The 1,456-nt window shown below is 59.5% G+C and carries 1 protein-coding gene and 1 pseudogene; both read right to left on the bottom strand.

Annotated elements, in window-relative coordinates:
• A partial coding sequence (locus Y707_RS32610) for a fatty acid desaturase (RefSeq protein WP_035780317.1) occupies positions 1–273 on the bottom strand: 273 nt, incomplete at its 3' end.
• Positions 274–407: 134 nt separating this feature from the next.
• Positions 408–1,375, bottom strand: a pseudogene (locus tag Y707_RS33405) (fatty acid desaturase family protein).
• Between the last annotated feature and the right edge of the window lie 81 nt (positions 1,376–1,456).

The raw sequence follows: 1,456 nt of genomic DNA on the forward strand, positions 1-1,456 counted from the left end.
CATCCACCAGCCGTAGCTGAGACCATTGAAGAGTCCGGACAAAACCCGCCCCGTCCAATCGTTCCAGCGCCGCGAATTGAAGATCTGCTGGTGGGCGGCTTCATGGCCGAGAAACGCAACCTGGGCCAGCACAACACCCATCAGGCCGGCTAGAATGAGCTGGTACCAGGTGTCACCCAAGAAAACAACGGCGACCGCGATGCCCGCAAGAGTGAGGGTCAAGCCGACCGATGCGGCGTGCAGATTGAATCCTTCAAGGAACAACAGCGGCAAAAAGAAGTATCCTTGCCGCCGCGCCAGCCTCGCCCGCAAACCCGTGCGGGTGTCCGTTGCCTCCGGCGTAAACGCCGGAAAAAATCGTACGTTAAGGTCGGCTGACAGGTAGCGGCCTTCCTGTGGATGGCCAGTTAGCCTCGATACTGCTGCACGAGCGGACAGGTGAACGGGCTGCGGTTCTTCGATCCGACTTGGTTCAAGTAGCGAAGCACAGTCGAAAAAGCCTGCCATAAGGACGTTTCGGTGTAGTGCACCTCGTATTGCGCGCAGTGCTCCCGGACCATTCGCTGTGCGGCACGCAGATTTGGCCGGGGGAGACTGGGGAAGAGGTGATGCTCGATCTGGTACTCGAGCCCGCCCAATGCAAAGTGGACGAAAGGGCCGCCACGGACATTGCGGGACATCAGAACCTGCCGGCGCAGGAAGTCGATCTTCACATCGCGTGGAACCGTCGCCATGCCGATGTGGTTGGTCGCGAAGGCAGCACCGAGGAGGAAACCGAAGACGCCCACCTGCACGCCGACGAATGCGGCAGCGATACCCGCAGGCAAAAGAATGCGAGGTAGCCGAGGATACGAAGGCTGATGAAGGCGAACTCCGTCCAACGGTGCTTCACAGCGGGGTTGCGCAGAAGGGTCTTGACCGATGCGGCGTGCAGATTGAATCCTTCAAGGAACAACAGCGGCAAAAAGAAGTATCCTTGCCGCCGCGCCAGCCTCGCCCGCAAACCCGTGCGGGTGTCCGTTGCCTCCGGCGTAAACGCCAGCACCTCGGAGTCAATGTCGGGGTCTTTGCCTTCTTTATTGGGATTACCATGGTGGCGAGTATGTTTATCCATCCACCAGCCGTAGCTGAGACCATTGAAGAGTCCGGACAAAACCCGCCCCGTCCAATCGTTCCAGCGCCGCGAATTGAAGATCTGCTGGTGGGCGGCTTCATGGCCGAGAAACGCAACCTGGGCCAGCACAACACCCATCAGGCCGGCTAGAATGAGCTGGTACCAGGTGTCACCCAAGAAAACAACGGCGACCGCGATGCCCGCAAGAGTGAGGGTCAAGCCGACCATCATGGTCCAGTAAAACCCGTAGCGGCGCTTCATGAGTCCGGCGTCGTGGATCCGCTGAGTCAGTTCCCGGAAAGCCTTCACCTGCTCTTCACGTGCTGTCCCTTGCTTCGCGGA

This window comes from Arthrobacter sp. H14 (assembly GCF_000520495.1).
Lineage (GTDB): Bacteria > Actinomycetota > Actinomycetes > Actinomycetales > Micrococcaceae > Arthrobacter_C.